Origin of the sequence: Colwellia chukchiensis, from assembly GCF_002104455.1 — a bacterium.
GTDB classification, from domain to species: Bacteria; Pseudomonadota; Gammaproteobacteria; order Enterobacterales; family Alteromonadaceae; genus Cognaticolwellia; species Cognaticolwellia chukchiensis.
Map to the genome: position 1 here is coordinate 173,676 of NZ_NBOC01000001.1, position 18,923 is coordinate 192,598.

Consider the following 18,923-nt stretch of genomic DNA (forward strand, 5'->3'; position numbering starts at 1 on the left):
CGACTTTTTTGTTGATAAGCTACAGATTAAAGCTAAGGGTTAACTTTTTGCTGCTCTTAGCTACTGCTTTTAGCGCGGCAGGTTGTTATTGGTTTTTTCGCTGTAACTTGGCTAATTAAATAGCTATTTTCAGCTCTAGGGCTTTCATTATAAGATTTATTTTTGCCATCACTCTCTGCTGATGACAAGTCAAAAAAGGCCAGTATTTGTTGCAGCGTATCGTTAAATTTTGCCGCAAATTCAAAGATAGAGTTTTTTTTCTGAATGCCGTTTGGCGTTATTATGGCAAAATCGACGACTTCGATGCCAGCTAATGGTTTTACAGGCGCTTTGGGTAACGAGATGAATCCCTGACTTGGATAGGAAATAAAAACTTCACTCGTCAGGCTAGGGTAGGCACTATTGCCAGCTAAACTGGGTACTTTTGGCACAAGTTGATAGGCGCTGATACTTGCTAGCGCGTTGTTTATCGTATGAGGGGCGGCTAGTATATTGGAATTATATAAGCCAAGGGTCGACAAAAGTGTGATAGATAAGGTTATCTTTATTTGTTTGTTCATCTCAACTCCCCCATAATATTTTCGCAGCCTCAATCCTTGATGACGGCGCTATAGTACTAAATTGTTACAAATTAATATAGTGTGGTGTTGGCAATTGCGCGACAAAAATAAGATAAAAGGTACTGTTTTTCAGACCAACAGCGCAGTAACCACTGTAACAACAAGGCCGAGTCACTTTTCTGACTAAGCGTTGTGATAGTTATAACTGCTAGCTAAGCGCCTGAGCTAAGCATCTATTATAAGAACCCGATATCCGCAAATAAATTTCACCATAGCGTAACGAAACTTAATCATGCTAACGGCTGATCGCAAACTTAACTAGCCCAAGCTGATGAAGAGCTTGGGCTTAGTTAGCATGGCTGAGAGTTATTGTTGTTTAGTGAGCTTGAGCCACGCTTTTAAATAACGCTCTATTTTTATGCAGCAGGGGTTCGGTATAGCCATTAGGTTGTAAATGTCCTTCAAACACTAAGGATAATGCAGTTTGAAAGGCAATATTATTGTCAAAATCAACAGCCATGGCGTGATATTGGCTGTCATTTTGATTTTGCTTGTCGACAACCCGCGCCATTTTTTTCATGCTGGCTAACACTTGCTCAGGTGTACAAATGTTATGTTGTAGCCAATTCGCCATGTGCTGACTCGATATGCGTAAAGTTGCGCGATCTTCCATTAAACCAACGTTATTGATATCAGGAACTTTTGAACAGCCCACGCCTTGGTCAATCCAGCGCACTACATAGCCTAAAATGCCCTGAGCATTATTATCTAACTCGTCGCTGATTTCTTGACTTGTCCAGTTGCTATGCTCGGCTAATGGTATTGTTAAAATATCATCCAAGCGCGCAGGTGGCCGTCGCTTTAGCTGTTGTTGTAATTTAAAAACGTCAACTTTATGGTAATGCAAAGCGTGTAAGGTTGCGGCGGTTGGCGAAGGCACCCAAGCCGTATTTGCGCCTGCCTCGACATGGTTGATTTTTGTCGCCAACATATTGGCCATTTGATCCGGTACTGGCCACATACCTTTGCCGATTTGCGCCTTACCACTGAAACCGCAGGCTAGGCCAACGTCAACATTGTTGTCTTCATAAGCGCTGATCCACTTAGTTAATTTGATATCGGCTTTTCGTGCCATAACACCAGCTGCCATTGAAGTATGAATTTCATCACCGGTGCGATCAAGAAAGCCAGTGTTGATAAAGACAACGCGCGCTTTAGCTTGATAAATACAGGCTTTTAGGTTGACACTGGTGCGGCGTTCCTCATCCATAATCCCCATTTTAATGGTGTTGCGCGGTAGCGATAGTAAGTCTTCTGTGCGGTCAAATAACTCATTAGCAAAAGCCACTTCATCGGGGCCGTGCATTTTGGGTTTAACTATGTAGATAGAGCCGGTGGCACTATTGGTTAAGGCATTTTTTTGTTTGACATCATAGCTAGCAATTAATGCCGTGATCACCGCATCCATGATACCTTCAGGTACCTCAAGGCCTTGCTGATCAAGTATCGCATTATTGGTCATCAAGTGGCCAACATTGCGTACAAACATTAAGCTACGGGCTTTAAGTGTCGCTTTACTGTCATTAAGTGTTTGGTACTCTATATCTTGGTGCATAGCACGGGTTTGTTGTTGGCCAGATTTTTCAAAGGTTTCCGTTAATGTACCTTGATTTAAGCCAAGCCAATTTTGATAGGCAATGACTTTATCCTCAGCATCGACTGCCGCAACGGAGTCTTCACAATCCATTATCGTGGTTAGTGCAGACTCGACCGCAATATCACTAATACCTGCGATATCGCTTTGCGCTATGGCGCTTGCTTGCTCAAATTCGATGATAAAATGTAAATCGTGATGTTTAAACACTAAGCCTTGTGGACAGTCTTTGGCTCCAAGGTAGCCGATAAATAATGCGGGCTCAACTAACTGGGTTACTTGATCGTTGTTTAATACAACCGTAAGGGTGTTATCAACAATGTGATAACCTTTGCTTTCGTGATGAGAGCCGGCTTGTAAAGGAATGGTTTGATCTAAAAAGTCGCGGGCAAAAGCGATAACCTTGCCACCTCGAACTGGATTATAGGCTTTATTCTTTTCTGCACCATGATCGCTACTAATAACATCTGAGCCATATAGTGCATCATATAAACTGCCCCAGCGCGCATTGACCGCATTTAACGCAAAGCGGGCGTTCATAACTGGCACTACCAATTGTGGTCCAGCGATGGTGGCTAGCTCGGCGTCGACATTGTCAGTGCTAATGGTAAAGTCTGCAACTTCGGGCGCTAAATACCCAATACGCGTTAAAAACGCTTTATAGTCATTAAAATCAAAGTCACTTGCGGATTGCTGTTGATGATAGTCGTTAATTTGCTGCTGTAAACTGATGCGTGTTTGTAATAGCGCGTGATTTTTTGGGCTGAGATCGGCAATAATTTTCGCAAAACCAGCCCAAAAACTCGCTTCAGTAATCGCTAAACCAGGCAGTACTTGCTTGTTAACAAATTGATATAAAGATTCTGCAACTTGCAAGTTTTCAATGGTAATTCGTTTTGTCATGGGGCACCTTTTTTAAAAAAGTAAGCAAGCTGTTTGAATAAACTACGCGCTTTAAAGAACTTATAGTTGCAATGTAAAAATATTAATCGGCTTATGCAATAGCACTGCGCGCGCTGATTGCTATATTAAAACGCCATGTGCAAGCATTTTAATAAAGTTCGAAGTTTTAAGTCTTTGTAAGTTATGGATTAAAAAGTTAAAGCAGCACTTTTGAAAATAGGTGTATTCATAGTATTGTTTGTTACTATTATTATCATTCATATCGTGAATGTTTGGGTGGGTTCTGCAAATCATACCGCTAAGAGAAGACTGGATAAAAAGTTAATGATAAACGGGCTGGTTAATGCGGTGATCACGGCAGAAACAATCAGCGCTAGTGAGCTATAGGCAGCATGTTGGTAGCTAATATTGCTAACCGTTGCTGTGCCTATGGCATGACTTGCCGCGCCTATGGCTAAACCTTGTACTTTTGCAGAGTTTACGTTAAGAAACTTTAGCCAAGGTGGGCCGATAATGGCGCCAAAAATACCGGCCAATATAATCGCAAACGCAGTAATAGCAGTATTGCCATCGAGCTGGCCTGCGATTGCCAGTGCAATCGGTGTGGTGACCGACTTTAGAGCTAACGCCACCGCTATGCTGTGATCAGCGATGATAGCGATAGTGAGCAAAAAACTGCTGATAATGGCCGTGAAAGCGCCAATACATAACACTAACAGGATAGCTTTCCACTGTTTTATTATGGTGCCTAAATGCTGATAAAGTGGAAAACCCAAGGCGACAACCGCCGGCTCTAATAATGCATTGAGCAGCCAGGCGTTTGAAAAATACTGCTCGAAGCTAATACCTTGCCAAAGCATAATGGCGATAAGGGCTAAAATAGTCATTAGCATTGGCTGTAGCCAAATCAATCGCAGTCTTTGCTGTAGCCGGGCAAATAACTGAAACAATATAATGGTGCCACCGACCGCCAATATGGACGAAAACAGGTGGTGAGAAATAAAGCCTGTCATTATTGCCTGCCTAGTTTTTCTCTTGGCTGCACTGCTGATAGCAAAGCGCAACTAAGGTTAAAAGCAAGAAAGTTGTGGCAAAGGTTATGGCAATAATAGTCAACCCAAATTGCTTTAGCAGCTCAAAATGGTTGATAATGCCAACACCGGCCGGCACAAAGCATACCGCCATATGCTTAATGCTCCAAACCACACTGGCTTTGATCTGATCGGCGTTAAATAACCGAAAATGCAAGGTCAGGGTAAAAATAATCAGGCCGTACAGACTTGCCGGTAAAATAGGGGCGAGTAAAGCGCAAAGCTTACCTAAACCTAGACAAGTCATGATAGCAAAAACACTATATAACACCTGAGCCATGTGGTTTTTAAACATGGTTACACGCATGGCCATATCGTTTCGTTTTACCCTTCATTGGCCGCTTCAATTACTAATTGTCGAAACCAAATATGGCTAGCGTCGTGATGTAGTAGCGGGCTCCAGATCATTTTTAACTCAATATCTGGAATATCAAAGGGGGGGTTGACTATGGTGTAATTACTGTCATTCTTATGAATCAGCGCGGCACGAGAAGGCAAAGTGGCGACCAACTCGTCTTCAAATGCCAGTTGCATAGCAACATGGTAATTACGGGTAAAGACTTTAATATCGCGCTTTTTGCCTAATCGCGCTAGTGCCTCATCAACCCAGCCAAGCTTCTGTACGTCTTTGGGGTCCATACCCACACCGACACCAAAGCCTGTTTTTGATACCCAAACATGCTTAGCGCTGAGGTAAGAATTAAGATTAAACTTTGCCACTACGGGGTTGTCGGCACTTAATAAGCAAGAAAACGAATCGCGCCAGATGGTTTTTTGGTGAAAAGACTGTGGTAATTCATCAAAGCGATTAATTGCCATATCAATTTTTCCCGCTTCAACGTCGTGAAAGGTCACATCACTTGGCGTCATAATATCAATAGTAACATTAGGCGCAATTTGATTAATACGTTTTAACAATTTAGGGAGTAGTGTTGATGCTGCATAATCGCTAGCCATAATGCGAAATACACGCTGACTATGTTGTTCATTAAACTCTTCTTCTCCTTGAAGTGCTTCTTCTAGCTCTAATAATATTTTTCGAATGGTCGGCGCTAACGCCCGAGCTCGTTCTGTCGGCACCATGCCATCAGAGGTACGAACCAATATCGGATCATTAAATAGCGTGCGTAAACGCTTCAAACCATTACTCATGGCTGGTTGCGTAATGTTTAATTGACCAGCCGCGCGAGTGACGTTTTTTTCGCGTAGTAAGACATCAAGATAAATAAGCAGGTTTAAATCAATTTTTGAGATATTCATATTACTAATAATTTAGCGGAAAAATATAACTCAAATATATGTCATGGCTAAAAATGATAATCAAGTAAATTTATGAAATAAATGCCTTTAGTAGGCTAAAGTTTGCGCCAACCGATAATGGCTAAGTCAAGATGGTGAAAAACTACACTAACTAACCAGACATAGATGTTGTGTATATAATGATGTATTCATGGTGTGAATGATAAGGATGTTTGGTATGTATTTTGTTTATTTCTATATTGTGGTTTAGTATTAATGGTGTTCGGTATCACAGCATACCCCAAGCATCAGCATGATCATAAATCGAGTCAGTTAAGACTTTTTGGAGAACCACTATGTCGAATTATCAAAGCGCAATAGCAGCAGTACGAGCAATTAAAGAAAAAGCAGGCAGCTCTTGGGATGCCATTAATCCAGAATCTGTGGCTCGTATGCGGGTGCAGAATAAGTTTAAAACCGGTTTGGAAATAGCACAATATACCGCTGATATTATGCGACGAGATATGGACGCGTATGATGCTGACAGTTCTAAATATACTCAGTCGTTAGGTTGTTGGCATGGTTTTGTTGGTCAACAAAAAATGATTTCGATTAAAAAACACTTTGGTGGCAATACTGACCGTCGTTATTTATACCTGTCTGGTTGGATGGTAGCGGCCTTACGCAGTGAGTTTGGTCCATTACCCGATCAGTCCATGCACGAGAAAACAACGGTTGCTGACTTAGTAAGAGAGCTATATACCTTTTTGCGTCAAGCTGATGCTCGTGAATTAGGTGATTTATTTCGTGCCTTAGATGCGGCAAGCAGTGAGAGCGAAAAAGCGGCAATACAAGATCAAATTGACAACCATGTCACGCATGTCGTGCCGATTATTGCCGATATTGATGCGGGTTTTGGTAATGCTGAAGCTACCTACTTAATGGCAAAGCAAATGATAGAAGCTGGTGCTTGTGCACTGCAAATTGAAAACCAAGTGGCAGATGAAAAACAATGTGGTCACCAAGACGGTAAAGTAACCGTACCACACGCTGATTTTCATGCCAAAATTCGTGCACTGCGCCATGCGTTCTTAGAGCTGGGTATTGACAACGGCATTATTGTGGCGCGCACCGACTCTGAAGGGGCGGGGTTGACCAAAGAAATTGCCGTTGTAAAAGAGCCTGGCGATCAAGGTGATCAATATAACTCTTACTTGGATGTTGAAGAAATCGATGTAGCTGATATGGCTGAAGGAGATGTATGTTTTAATCGCAATGGTAAACTTGTGCGCCCTAAGCGCTTACCTTCCGGTTTATACCAATTTCGTCCAGGGACAGGTGAGGCGCGTTGTGTATTTGACAGCGTAGAAGCCATTAAAGCCGGTGCTGATTTGATTTGGATTGAAACCGCGACACCGAATGTGGCTGATATTACCGCCATGATGACAGAAGTGCGTAAAGAGATCCCTAATGCTAAGTTAGTGTATAACAATAGTCCGTCATTTAACTGGACCTTGAACTTCCGTCAACAAGCTTATGATGCCATGGTTGAAGCAGGCGAAGATGTCTCTGAATATGTGCGTGACGACTTAATGAATGTTGAATACGATAACAGTGAACTTGCTAAGCGTGCAGATGATAAAATTCGTAGCTTCCAAGCTGATACGGCCAGAGAAGCGGGTATTTTCCATCACCTGATCACCTTACCAACCTACCATACCACAGCATTATCAGTGGATAATCTAGCGAAAGAGTACTTTGGTGATGCGGCGATGCTAGGCTATGTTGAAGGGGTACAACGTAAGGAAATTCGTCAAGGTATTGCCTGTGTTAAACATCAAAACATGTCTGGCTCTGACATTGGCGATGATCACAAAGAATATTTTGCTGGTGAAAACGCTTTAAAAGCTGCTGGCGAGAAAAACACCTCAAATCAATTTAACTAAGCTCTCCTTAGTTAGCCAAGGTAAAGCACTGTTATTTAACATGTCGTCATTTAACAGTGCTATTTACCATTAATGCAATAAAAAACCAGCGCCTAGGCACTGGTTTTTTTTAATGTTTACTTACTTTTGAATTAGCTTTTAGAAGCTGTAGACCAAAGTCATGGCAGTTTCAGTATTTAAGTTTTCTTTGTCCTCATCAACCTCTGTGTTGTAATCCAAGGTTAAGCTAAACTTAAGCTGTAAGGTTTCAATTAATTTAGTTGAAATTGAGGTGCGTGCTTTATAGGTACTGTTTTCACCTGATTTAGGCGAATACTTAGCAACAAGTAATTGTCTAAATAACACATGCTCATTAATCTGACGTTTGTATAGCGCTTGTGCCTGAATGATAAAGGCAGAGTTGGTCTCTTCTGGTTCGGTATTCGTCGCTCGTAATACATCACGTTTGTAACCTGGACCAATATCGGCATCTAGCGTGGCTTTTTCAGTTTCAAACCAACGACGACCCCAACCAGTTGAAATCGAACTTTGGCTTTCAAAGCTACTAAAGCGATTATCTTCATAGGAAACGTTACCATAGATATAGTTTGGGCTGGCTTTATCTAAGGTGTAGTTGGTTTGTGCCACAGCGGTCCATTTCTGGTCACTGGTGATAAAATGATCTTCACCGTTGTCATCTTCCTGCTCACTTTTTTTCACGAGTAGGTCTAACTGTAGTGTAGATTTCCAGCGTTCAAGCTCATGCGTTAAGTCAAAGCCTGCCTTAATATCTGCGCTTTTTGTATCACCGGTTTTAAATAATAAACCTAACTCGGCCGAAGCGGTATATGGCGACTTGGCTTTTTCAATTTTTGCTTCTTCAGCAGCTGTTGCCAGTGAAACACAGCATAGCGCGGCTGAAATTAATTTATGACGCATGTTTTTCCTCTTTATTCATATGAATAGATACTTGTGGGTAGGGTATTTCGATGCCTGCATCGTCTAATGCGATTTTGATTTTTTCCAGCAAATCGCGATGTAAAGGCCAGTAGTCGCCCGAGGCTACCCAAGGGCGAACGACAAAGTTGACTGAGCTTTCGGCTAACTCCTGCACCCCAATAACCACTTCTTTATCTTTTAAAACTAACTCATGCTCACTGGTTAGCTTGGTAAGTAGCGCTTTGGTTTTTGCTAGATCTGCGTCATAACTGACCCCTATCACTAAATCTAGACGTCGCTCAGGCTTAGTTGAAAAATTGGTGATAGTGTTAGAGGTTATTTTATTATTTGGAATAATCACCGCTTTATTATCGCCGGTGCGTAATTTAGTTGAAAAGACATGTATTTCTTCTACTATGCCAGACACACCCGAAACATCAATAAAATCGCCGGCTTTAAAGGGTTTAAAAACAATCAGCAAAACACCAGACGCAAAGTTAGATAATGAGCCTTGTAATGCTAAACCTATCGCTAGACCAGCGGCACCGACAATGGCGACTAATGAGGTGGTATTAAAGCCTAAATGAGAAATAGCAGCAACAATAACGATAAAAAACAGCATGCTATAAAGTAGGCTACCGATAAAAGAAATGATCGCAGGATCTATACCTTTGAGGCGTAAAACTTTTACCACCCCTTGGCGGATTATATTAGCGACCAGTTTACCAATTAACACAATGGCGATAGCTGCCAATAATTTAAGGCTAAAATCATACAGAATTTGTTGGTTGTTAATTAGCCAGTTTTGTATCGTTTCCATGGTTTACCTTACAGCAGTGTGCGAAATGTCAAATTATAATCAACATGTCATCAAAAATCATTAGCTTATGTTTGCTTTTTTAAGGGATACATTCATTATTTACAGCACTATGGCCCGATAAAAAGCAAAAGACGACCTTGAGGTCGTCTTGTTATTATTTTAGCTCGCTGTTAGCGCTTTACTTGATTATGGCATCCAATTTACCCGACTCGTATTGCATAAACATATTCTCTAACGAAATAGGTTTAATTTTGTCGGCTTGACCAACAGCACCGAAAGCTTCGTAGCGAGCTTTACAAATTTCAGACATGGCTTGTGTTGACGCTTTTAAGAATTTTCTCGGGTCAAATTCGCTTGGATTTTCTGCTAAAAAGCGACGAACGGCACCGGTTGACGCTAAACGTAAATCAGTGTCGATATTAATTTTACGCACACCATTTTTTATACCTTCTTGAATTTGTTCAACCGGTACGCCGTAGGTTTCGGGTATTTTACCACCAAACTCGTTAATCACTGCTAACCAGTCTTGTGGTACTGAAGACGAGCCATGCATAACTAAGTGGGTATTTGGAATGCGGTTATGTATCGCTTTAATGCGATCGATGGCTAAAATATCACCTGTTGGTGGTCGGGTGAATTTGTAAGCGCCATGAGAGGTACCACAAGCAATAGCTAACGCGTCCACTTGGGTTTTTTGCACAAAGTCTGCCGCTTCTTCTGGGTCGGTTAGCATTTGTTCCATGGTTAATTTTCCGGCTGCACCAACGCCATCTTCTTCACCTGCTTCGCCAGTTTCCAGTGAGCCTAAACAGCCTAACTCACCTTCAACAGAGACGCCACATGCATGCGCCATTTCTACCACGCGACGAGTTACATCTACATTATATTCGTAACTAGACGGTGTTTTACCGTCAGACATTAATGAGCCGTCCATCATTACGGATGAAAAACCTAATTGGATAGAGCGTTGACAAACCGCAGGAGAAGTACCGTGATCTTGATGCATTACCACAGGAATATGAGGGAATTCTTCAATAGCCGCTAGGATCAAGTGACGTAAAAATGGCGCACCGGCATAGGCTCGTGCGCCAGCAGAGCCTTGCAAAATAACGGGGCTGTTGGTCTCATTAGCTGCAAGCATGATGGCTCTAACTTGTTCTAAATTGTTCACGTTAAAGGCTGGGATACCGTAACCATTTTCGGCGGCATGATCTAACATTTGGCGCATAGAAACTAAAGCCATGAACTAACTCCTGTGATTGAATATGGGCAATAATAAATTTCATGAAGTTTCGTAGTGAAACTTAACACTTTCATGTCGTAATTATATCAGATGGGTTTAACAATTTGCACTAGAAAAAATCGCCTTAGTCACAGGCTAAAGGCTATGATTTTGCTTATAGATCAATAATGTTTTTTTATTACTTTATAACGGTGAGTTTAAATGCTCTTAATGGTTGTAAAGAGCCTTTGATGTAATTTAATTACGAAAAATGATATTAAATAACAGCTGAGACCATGAAAAAACTTAACATGAAAAAACTTAAAACGGAGAGTGGTAAGTTCGAAGCTGTCAGTAAAAACAAAAAACAAAAAACAAAAAACAAAAACGGCCTGAATAGTTTATGCTCTGCAGACCGCTTATAACCTAAAGTTTTAACTGCTATTTTTAGTGTGCTTGCTTAGCTCGAGCCTCTAAAATTTCTACCGCCGGCAACTTCTTGCCTTCTAGAAACTCAAGGAAAGCGCCGCCACCTGTAGAGATATAAGAAATTTTATCGGCAATATCGTACTTATCCACGGCTGCTAAGGTATCACCACCGCCGGCAATCGAAAACGCTTTGCTGTTAGCAATGGCGTGAGCGATAACTTCTGTACCTTGGCCAAATTGATCAAACTCGAACACACCAACTGGACCGTTCCATACTATAGTACCGGCGTTTTTGATAATTTGTGCTAGTGCTTGCGCGCTGTCTGGACCAATATCAAAAATCATATCGCTATCGTCAACATCACTTACTTGTTTTAAAGTTGCTTGCGCAGTGGCAGAAAACTCTTGCCCTACCACCACATCACTCGGTACAGGAATGTCACCATTATTGTCTTTTGCTTGTTGTGTTAGGCGTTTTGCTTCAGGTACTAAGTCTGCTTCAAATAACGATTTGCCGACATTGTGGCCTTGGGCAGCAATAAAGGTATTAGCAATGCCACCACCGACAACAAGTTGGTCAACAATACCGGCTAATGAGTCAAGTACGGTCAGTTTAGTGGACACTTTCGAGCCACCAACAATTGCCACTAACGGACGAGCAGGGTTGTCTAATGCCTTTGATAATGCCGCTAATTCACCAGCTAGCAGCGGACCGGCACAGGCGATGGGGGCATATTTGGCCACGCCATGAGTACTGGCTTGCGCACGGTGTGCGGTACCAAAGGCGTCCATGACAAAGACATCACATAAGGCGGCTAATTTTTTTGATAAGGTTTCGTTGTTGTTTTTTTCACCGTCATTAAAACGAATATTTTCAAATAAGACTAACTCGCCAACGTTGACTTCTACGCCATCGAGGTAAGCTTTAACTAAGCGCACAGGGTAGTTTAGCGCGGCTGCAAGGTAGTCGGCAACGGGTTGTAAAGAATATTCTGGGTTGTATTCGCCTTCTGTTGGGCGGCCTAAGTGTGACATTACCATCACTTTAGCACCCGCTTCTAACGCCAACTTAAGGGTAGGTAACGCGGCTTTTAAACGAGCATCTGAGGTGATCTTGCCATCTTTAACGGGGACATTTAAGTCTTCACGGATCAGCACGCGCTGATTGCTAAGCGCTAAATCGGTCATTTTAATTACAGACATGTTATTTTCCTGTTGGTAAAAGTAAGGTATAAATTTATCTAGTTGTAAGCCGTGAGTCTGAGCTTGGCAAAGTTAACCTGCATCCGCCATGGCAGATGCAGTATCAAGCAAGCGATTGGCAAAGCCCCACTCGTTATCACACCATATCAACAACTTGACTAGGCGTTTATGGCTAACCCGTGTTTGGTTGCCATCGACAATACATGAGTGCGGATCATGATTAAAGTCAATGGAAACTAGCGGCTCAGTGGTATAGCCTAAAATGCCCGCTAAACCATTATTTTGAGCACTGACAATGGCGTTATTAATATCGGCAATACTAACATCGCTCGCTAAGTTAAGGCTAAGATCCATCGCGGTCACATTGATTGTAGGTACGCGTACCGCAATGGCTTCAAAGCGACCAGCAAACTTTGGCAGTATGCGTTCAATGCCTGCAGCGAGCTTAGTATCAACCGGAATAATGGATTGGCTGGCAGCGCGGGTACGACGCAAATCCGGGTGATAGGCGTCGATCACTTGTTGGTCATGCATTGATGAATGTATGGTGGTAATAGCGCCACTTTCGACACCAAAGGCTTTATCTAACACTTGAATTACCGGCACCACACAATTGGTGGTACACGAGCCATTAGATACCACTTTCTCGGCAGCGGTTAGTCGCTGGTGATTAATACCATAGATAATGGTGGCATCTAGATCTTGCGAGCCAGGGTGGGAAAACAACACTTTTTTCGCACCTTGAGCAATATGCTGTTGCCCATCAGCTTGGCTACCATATTTACCCGTACAATCAATAACAATATCAACTTGGTGTTGTTGCCACGGCAGTTGTGTTATATCGGCTTGATGGCTAAGCGCTATTTCATCACCTGCGATATAGAGCTTATCTTGATTCTCTTGTACAGCAAATGAAAAGCGACCATGGGTCGAGTCATACTTGAGCAAATGCGCTATTCCTGCAGGCTCAGCAAGCTCGTTGATGGCGACTAGCTTAAATTCGTCGGTTCTGGCGTTTTCATATAGCGCTCGAACCAAGTTTCTACCTATCCTGCCAAAGCCGTTTATCGCGATATTTATTGACATATTTTTCTAATGTGTAGCGCCTAGCGTTGAGTTAAAGCTCGACCTGAACGCCTAGCTGATTAGGAGTAAAATAGCCAGTTATATAGCAGTTAACTGGCTATTGCGCTCGGGTTATTTACAGGCTGTTAACGGTATTGATGACGTTATCAACCGTAAAGCCAAAGTGCTCTAACAATACGTTACCTGGCGCTGACTCGCCAAAGGTGGTCATGCCAACGACTTTACCGTTAAAACCAACGTACTTGTACCAGAAGTCAGTATGCGCTGCTTCAATGGCAACACGCTTGGTAACGCTTGCTGGCAATACAGACTCTTTATAAGCCGCGTCTTGAGCATCAAAGATGTTTGTTGATGGCATAGATACCACACGCACCTTATCACCTAAACTTGCTGCTGCTTTTAACGCTAAAGATACTTCCGAGCCAGTGGCAATCAAAATCACTTCTGGTGTGCCAACGCTATCTTTTAAGATGTAAGCCCCTTTAGCAATATCCGCTACTTGTGTTGCAGTGCGACTAAGTGCAGGTAACCCTTGGCGTGAGAAAACTAGTGAGGTTGGCGCATTTTGGCGCTGCACGGCATTTTTCCACGCAACCGCAGACTCTGTAGCATCGGCAGGGCGCCAGGTCACCATATTCGGTGTGGTGCGTAAATTAGTTAATTGCTCAATCGGTTGATGCGTTGGGCCATCTTCACCTTGACCAATTGAGTCATGGGTATAAACAAAAATGTTTTGAATGCCCATTAATGCTGACATGCGCACTGCGTTGCGGGCGTATTCCATAAACATCATGAAAGTTGCACCATAGTTGATAAAACCGCCGTGCAACGAAATACCGTTCATGATGCCGCTCATGCCAAATTCACGCACGCCGTAAAAAATGTAGTTACCGGCGGCGTCGTCTTGAATGCCTTTAGAGCCAGACCATAAGGTTAAGTTAGAGCCGGCTAAATCGGCTGAGCCACCTAATAATTCAGGTAAAATCGCACCAAAAGCTTCAATGGTGTTTTGCGAGGCTTTACGGGAGGCAACATTTTCTGCTTTTGCTTGACACTCGAGGATATAAGCATTGGCTTTTTCTTCAAACTCAGCGGGTAAATCACCCTTAAGTACACGTCTTTCATATTCTGCCGCTAGCTCAGGGTGCGCTGCTTGGTATGCGGCAAATTTTTCATCCCAATGGGTTTGTGCGGCACTGCCTTTTTCTTTTTGATCCCACTGTGCGTAAACATCAGCAGGCACTTCAAAGGGTGCATGTGGCCAATTTAAGAATTCACGGGTGGCAGCAATTTCATCGTCACCTAATGGTGCACCGTGACAATCATGAGTACCAGATTTATTCGGAGAACCAAAGCCGATCACAGTTTTGCAACAAATCATGGTTGGTTTATCCGTGACTGATTTAGCCTCGGCAATCGCTGCGGCAATCGCTGCGCTGTCATGACCATCAACATCACTGATGACATGCCAACCGTATGATGCAAAGCGAGCAGGGGTGTCGTCAGTAAACCAGCCTTCTACGTCACCATCAATTGAAATACCATTGTCATCCCAGAACGCGATAAGCTTGCCTAAGCCTAAGGTACCCGCTAATGAACAGGCTTCATGAGAAATACCTTCCATTAAACAGCCATCACCTAAAAACACATAGGTGTTATGATCGACTATGTTATGACCTTCACGGTTAAATTGTGCAGCTAAGGTTTTTTCCGCAATCGCCATACCTACGGCATTAGAAACACCCGCACCTAATGGCCCAGTGGTAGTTTCTACGCCTGGTGTATAACCGTACTCAGGGTGGCCTGGTGTTTTTGAGTGTAATTGACGGAAGTTTTTCAATTCGGCAATGGGTAAATCATAACCGGTTAAATGCAGCAATGAATAAATCAGCATTGAGCCATGGCCATTTGATAAAATAAAACGGTCACGGTCGGCCCAGTTAGGGTCGCTAGGGTTGTGCTTTAGAAAGTCACGCCAGAGAACTTCAGCGATATCTGCCATACCCATAGGGGCTCCAGGGTGTCCTGATTTAGCTTTTTGTACAGCATCCATGCTTAAAACTCGAATTGCATTGGCCAGTTGTTGACGCGACGGCATAATTGCTCCAATTAATGTTAATTTTGAAAGGATATAAATTGCGCTTATTTTCGCCTAGACCACACCATAACTGCAAATTTAATTGTCACTTTTTTGAAAATTATTTTTACTCGGTTACTTTTCCTATCTTTCATGTCTTAAATGCGGCGCAATTACTCGGATAAGTCTACGCAACGCCAATGTTTGATAAAAAGTCAAGGTGCTAAAGCTAGCCAAATCTTATGTTGGCTGGCAAAAGGTTACTTGGTATGAGAAAAAATTATGCGTAATTTTTCTAGGTTATTGAAATTAAAACGATGTTGCGCTAGTGTAATTAGGTTGTATGTACAAATAATAACTACAAAGATATAACCTGACATAGGAAAAAATCATGAACAGGTCGTCGTCACGCGGTTTTAAGCTGACTACGGTAATATTGGCGGTATTAATATTAGCTGTATCAGCGGTGTTGAGCAGTGGCTCAGCAGCAGGCGACAAGGACGTTGTTATAAAGCAAAGTAATATGGAACAAGTCAATACTGAGTCTGTAAACGAACTCAGTAATTAATATAAACCTCGCAATCGCGAGGTTTTTTTATGCGTAATTATTTGCTCAGTCGCGTTGGCGAAGTTGAAAAAAGAAAGCCCCAAAAATTTGCAAGCTGGCGTCCCCACCAGGACTCGAACCTGGAGCAGCGGCTTAGGAGGCCGCAGTTTTATCCAGTTAAACTATGAGGACTGACATAGCATCGCACTTTAGCTTGTTATTTTATTGTCAAATAGCCAAAAATCAATACAGATAAATGCAGTACAATTTAATAGCGCACCACGAGATCATTGATTTGAATATTGTCTAATATATGTTGTTCTTTAGTTGTGGCATGGGCGCTATCTTGACTTACAGCGTGAACAATCACCTTATAGGGGCTGATGTTAAAGCTTGGGTAAGAGCGTTGGTCGTCACTTATAATGTTGTGTAAATGTAGTAAAGAAAATTCATCGCCAACTTGCACGCCATGACGTTTGCCAAGATTGAAGGTTATTTGATTACCGTTAACTTGAACTATTCGGCCTTGGCTTGGCTGGCACATCATGTTCTCATCAATATCGTTGACCATGTCTTCAAGGGTAAAATTAATTTGTTGACCATAATCGCTTTGCCAAAAGTTATGACTCGTAACGTCAACTTGTTGGCGTTTATCAAAGCGCCAAGGAGCTGAGTTGTGGTATTGTTTCGTCAATAATCGTTCACCTGTGGCACCATCATGAATATAAAACGCAACTTTAAAGTGGCGTTGATAAACATTTTGTTGCCAAAATTGCCATGGGTTGTTTTCTTGCTCTGCCAGCGATAGATCTTGAATTTCTGAAAATAAAACATATTGGCTATCGGCCATAGCAGCGAGTGATTTGCTTAAGTTTTTCAGGTTTTGTGTTTGTAAGCTCTGATTTAAGCGTGAAAACTCTGTTTTTGTTTGTAATGCCAATGTGGTGTTTAAGTATAAGCCTTGTTGTTGTATTTTATTGGCAAGTTGTCGCATTAGCGTTTTATCTAAATTGTAAATCTTGCCTATGTTAGCTTGCTCGCGATGTAAAATGTTGCTGCGGGTTAATAACAGCGACTTTTTATAGTCTGCGGCAAAACATTGCTTTTCTTTGGGGAAGATATCGGCACGTATTGTGACTGTGACAGTATTGTTATTATATTGCTCGCGGACAAGTTCGAGTGAGTTGACGCTACCACTGGCGCGAATACTGATTTCATCTTGGGTTAGTAAACCATTGACGACCTGCTGAACGCTAGACACTGACGCGCCAGCAACCAATAAAGCTTTTTTAAGCGCGTTTTGCACTGCTTGGGCTTTTGCCGCTTTAGTATCACCATTTTTGATGCTAGCGATACCTTGTGATTCATACCACTGACTTGTCGCAGAAACACTAAATATAATTAAACCAAGGCAAAGTAAATATACGCGCATAATCTTCTCTTGTTAGCTTTATAACATGGGGTCGCTGTTTTATTTTAGCTTATGCAGTTTTTGTGCCTTTTTAAAAAGTCAGCTCAGATAAGCCGATATAGAAATATTGGCGCGGATCATGCTTTACTAATTCCATTCATATAAAGATATAGATATTAATTGAGGAGAGCTCAATGAAAAATGGCCTTATCGCAGCACTATTATTGACACTTATGTCATGCTCTATGGAGTCTAGTGATGATTTTTATCGCTCAACTTATGCCGATAAAAAAGAAATTAACAGCTATAAATTGCCACGCCATGCCATAAATGATGTGGTTAAAGGTTTAGCGTATCAAATGCTAGCTAGCAGTTCTTTTGTTAACCCAAAAACACCGATTGCGATTGCCTCGTTTGTTGATTTAAAAAACTTAGAGTCAACTAACTGGCTGGGTAATCAATTGTCAGAAAGTTTTGTTCATGAAATGCAGCGCCATGGTTTAGTGGTGATTGACTTTAAAACTACTGGACATATCAGGGTTACCGCCGATGGTGATTATGTGTTTAGTCGTGATTGGAAAGAGTTGCCCGAACGTCAGATAATTGACTATGTCGTTGCTGGTACTATGATGCAACAGCAAGATGGTATTTTAGTTAATGCCCGTATGATAGGCATGCAATCGCGGGTTGTAGTGGCGACCGCCCAGTCATTTATACCTGCATGGGTTGTGGGTGAAGACTTTAACCATAGTGAAAATGTGAAGATGAAAGACGGCATGATTTTGCGTGACAGCGCCATGTTGGTCGATGATGCTCGTGCGATTGCAATTCAGCAATAGTAGGGTTTTATTGCGTAAAGACAATAGCGAAGGTAAATAGTGATATGTTAAACAAATACATAAGCGTTTTATTTATTGTGGTGGGCTTAAGTGCATGTTCATCTATGTATGATAAACATGTGCAATGGCAACCCGTGAAGCCAGAGCGTTTTCCTGTGTTAACCGCAATAGGGCAGGCACCTATTAGTTTACAAAGCTCCGCTGACAAAACACAACGCATGCTAATGGCGATGAATGCTTCTAAAATAGCTGCGTATGCAGAATTAGCCGAGCAGGTTTATGGGCAACGTATTGATGGCAAAACAACTGTCTCTAATTTAGTGATCAATGACCAGCAACTTAAAGCGTCTGTTCAGGGGGTTATTCGTGGGGCTAAAGTGGTGAAAAGCTACCCAGTTGGTGACAGTTATACCACAGAGTTAAGTTTAGATTTTCGTGAAGTTTATGATTTGTATAACGCCAACGCAAATCGACAAGAAATAAAACGTATTTCTTATTATTAGCGCCGTGCTTTTATAGGGTTGACAGTGCTTGGATGCTTACGCCTTAATGCCCAAGCTATTGAGGCCGCCAGATGTTTTACCTTTATTATCATAGGTCATCGACGATTTATTGTGGTTTTCTAGCAGTGTGGTTTTCATGCGCTCAACGGCAAGTTGTGATTGGCTGATGATCAAACCATTAAGTTCATTTTGTTTTTTGCAACGGCTTAAACAAGCGTCAATTTCAGACATTTGCTCATTAAAGTTACCAGCTAGTCTTGCTTGTTTAAATTCAAAGCTTTGGCCAATGACGTTATCGACGTCTTGAATGGCCATTAATAAATTATTTTTTTCTTGTGTCAGTTGCAGCAGTGCTTCTGGATTTTGTTGTACAAGGATTTCTTTTTCCGTGTTTAATAGCGCCTCTAATTGCGTCAACTGTGATAATTGTTGAGCAACCATTTGCTCTGGCGTTAGCTTATCTGACACTCATTTA

At 42.0% G+C, this 18,923-nt stretch carries 17 protein-coding genes and 1 tRNA gene; 4 read left to right on the forward strand and 14 right to left on the reverse strand.

Annotated elements, in window-relative coordinates:
- Nucleotides 1-56 precede the first annotated feature (56 nt).
- The 5 genes from B6K83_RS00845 to B6K83_RS00865 form a co-directional block, all read right to left on the reverse strand.
- A complete protein-coding gene (locus tag B6K83_RS00845) occupies nucleotides 57-560 on the reverse strand; it encodes a hypothetical protein (protein ID WP_085282297.1) in 504 nt (167 codons plus the stop codon).
- A gap of 376 nt (nucleotides 561-936) precedes the next feature.
- Entirely contained in the window at nucleotides 937-3,117 is a 2,181-nt protein-coding gene (locus B6K83_RS00850; RefSeq protein ID WP_085282299.1) for a malate synthase G, read from the reverse strand.
- A 290-nt stretch (nucleotides 3,118-3,407) separates the two neighbouring features.
- Nucleotides 3,408-4,130, reverse strand: coding sequence for an LrgB family protein (locus B6K83_RS00855; RefSeq protein ID WP_085282301.1), 723 nt, complete (start codon nucleotides 4,128-4,130; stop codon nucleotides 3,408-3,410).
- 10 nt (nucleotides 4,131-4,140) lie between these two features.
- Complete coding sequence (locus tag B6K83_RS00860) at nucleotides 4,141-4,521, reverse strand: CidA/LrgA family protein (RefSeq protein ID WP_085282303.1); 381 nt, start codon at nucleotides 4,519-4,521, stop codon at nucleotides 4,141-4,143.
- Nucleotides 4,522-4,532: 11 nt separating this feature from the next.
- Complete coding sequence (locus tag B6K83_RS00865; RefSeq protein ID WP_085282305.1) at nucleotides 4,533-5,468, reverse strand: LysR family transcriptional regulator; 936 nt, start codon at nucleotides 5,466-5,468, stop codon at nucleotides 4,533-4,535.
- A 335-nt stretch (nucleotides 5,469-5,803) separates the two neighbouring features.
- Here B6K83_RS00865 and B6K83_RS00870 point away from each other — a divergent pair, with 335 nt between their 5' ends.
- A complete protein-coding gene (locus B6K83_RS00870) occupies nucleotides 5,804-7,393 on the forward strand; it encodes an isocitrate lyase (RefSeq protein ID WP_085282307.1) in 1,590 nt (529 codons plus the stop codon).
- 138 nt (nucleotides 7,394-7,531) lie between these two features.
- Here the strand turns inward: B6K83_RS00870 and B6K83_RS00875 are convergent, their stop codons facing one another.
- The 6 genes from B6K83_RS00875 to tkt form a co-directional block, all read right to left on the reverse strand.
- Nucleotides 7,532-8,311 (reverse strand): DUF481 domain-containing protein, encoded by a 780-nt coding sequence (locus B6K83_RS00875; protein WP_085282309.1) that lies wholly within the window; start codon nucleotides 8,309-8,311, stop codon nucleotides 7,532-7,534.
- On the reverse strand, nucleotides 8,301-9,131 hold the full coding sequence (locus B6K83_RS00880) for a mechanosensitive ion channel family protein (RefSeq protein ID WP_085282311.1): 831 nt from the start codon (nucleotides 9,129-9,131) through the stop codon (nucleotides 8,301-8,303). The genes B6K83_RS00875 and B6K83_RS00880 overlap by 11 nt, the downstream gene beginning before the upstream one ends.
- Nucleotides 9,132-9,309: 178 nt before the next feature.
- Nucleotides 9,310-10,374, reverse strand: coding sequence for a class II fructose-bisphosphate aldolase (gene fba / locus B6K83_RS00885; RefSeq protein ID WP_085282313.1), 1,065 nt, complete (start codon nucleotides 10,372-10,374; stop codon nucleotides 9,310-9,312).
- 426 nt (nucleotides 10,375-10,800) lie between these two features.
- Nucleotides 10,801-11,985, reverse strand: coding sequence for a phosphoglycerate kinase (locus tag B6K83_RS00890; protein WP_085282315.1), 1,185 nt, complete (start codon nucleotides 11,983-11,985; stop codon nucleotides 10,801-10,803).
- A gap of 72 nt (nucleotides 11,986-12,057) precedes the next feature.
- Nucleotides 12,058-13,071, reverse strand: a complete 1,014-nt coding sequence (gene epd / locus B6K83_RS00895) for an erythrose-4-phosphate dehydrogenase (RefSeq protein WP_085282318.1) — start codon at nucleotides 13,069-13,071, stop codon at nucleotides 12,058-12,060.
- 115 nt (nucleotides 13,072-13,186) lie between these two features.
- Complete coding sequence (gene tkt / locus B6K83_RS00900) at nucleotides 13,187-15,169, reverse strand: transketolase (RefSeq protein ID WP_085282320.1); 1,983 nt, start codon at nucleotides 15,167-15,169, stop codon at nucleotides 13,187-13,189.
- 370 nt (nucleotides 15,170-15,539) lie between these two features.
- On the opposite strand from tkt, the gene B6K83_RS18270 reads away from it, so the two are divergent.
- The gene (locus B6K83_RS18270; protein ID WP_158088300.1) at nucleotides 15,540-15,716 is read left to right on the forward strand and encodes a hypothetical protein; all 177 of its coding nucleotides are present in this window, start codon (nucleotides 15,540-15,542) and stop codon (nucleotides 15,714-15,716) included.
- 95 nt (nucleotides 15,717-15,811) lie between these two features.
- Here B6K83_RS18270 and B6K83_RS00905 read toward each other — a convergent pair.
- Nucleotides 15,812-15,887: transfer RNA gene (locus B6K83_RS00905), tRNA-Arg, on the reverse strand.
- A 76-nt stretch (nucleotides 15,888-15,963) separates the two neighbouring features.
- Nucleotides 15,964-17,127, reverse strand: a complete 1,164-nt coding sequence (locus tag B6K83_RS00910; RefSeq protein WP_085282322.1) for a flagellar assembly protein T N-terminal domain-containing protein — start codon at nucleotides 17,125-17,127, stop codon at nucleotides 15,964-15,966.
- A 173-nt stretch (nucleotides 17,128-17,300) separates the two neighbouring features.
- On the opposite strand from B6K83_RS00910, the gene B6K83_RS00915 reads away from it, so the two are divergent.
- Nucleotides 17,301-17,945: a FlgO family outer membrane protein gene (locus B6K83_RS00915; RefSeq protein WP_085282324.1), complete on the forward strand. Its 645-nt coding sequence runs from the start codon at nucleotides 17,301-17,303 to the stop codon at nucleotides 17,943-17,945.
- Nucleotides 17,946-17,989: 44 nt separating this feature from the next.
- Nucleotides 17,990-18,448, forward strand: coding sequence for an LPP20 family lipoprotein (locus B6K83_RS00920; RefSeq protein ID WP_085282326.1), 459 nt, complete (start codon nucleotides 17,990-17,992; stop codon nucleotides 18,446-18,448).
- A gap of 36 nt (nucleotides 18,449-18,484) precedes the next feature.
- On the opposite strand, the gene B6K83_RS00925 is transcribed toward B6K83_RS00920, so the two are convergent.
- Entirely contained in the window at nucleotides 18,485-18,916 is a 432-nt protein-coding gene (locus B6K83_RS00925; RefSeq protein WP_233143766.1) for a flagella synthesis protein FlgN, read from the reverse strand.
- Nucleotides 18,917-18,923 lie beyond the last annotated feature (7 nt).